Origin of the sequence: Stenotrophomonas sp. SrG, from assembly GCF_050031795.1 — a bacterium.
Classification (GTDB): domain Bacteria; phylum Pseudomonadota; class Gammaproteobacteria; order Xanthomonadales; family Xanthomonadaceae; genus Stenotrophomonas; species Stenotrophomonas rhizophila_A.
In genome coordinates, this window is sequence record NZ_JBNBBE010000355.1 from 1 (window position 1) to 263 (window position 263).

Sequence of the window (263 nt, forward strand, 5' to 3'; positions counted from 1 at the left end):
TCCTTGCCCGGGGCGGCGGCGCGCCGCAGGTCGCTTTCGCCGGACACGCCCTTTCGGTTGCGGATCACCCGCTGGGCGCCGGCCTTGCCGCGCAGCCATTCGTCGAAGGCCAGCTCCAGCCCTTCCTGGCCGCGGTCGTCGATGATGGTGAAGCCGAGCACGTGCGCCATCGCCTCACCCTGCGGGTAGAAGCGGCGGAACTCGCGCGGCGAGGCCACGCCCGGGATCTTCAGGGCAACCACCTTCACGGCGACGTCGGGATT

The 263-nt window shown here is 71.1% G+C and carries 1 pseudogene; it reads right to left on the bottom strand.

Going from position 1 to position 263, the window contains the following annotated elements:
* Positions 1–263, bottom strand: a pseudogene (locus ACQG3P_RS20080) (peptidoglycan D,D-transpeptidase FtsI family protein); the annotation flags it as partial.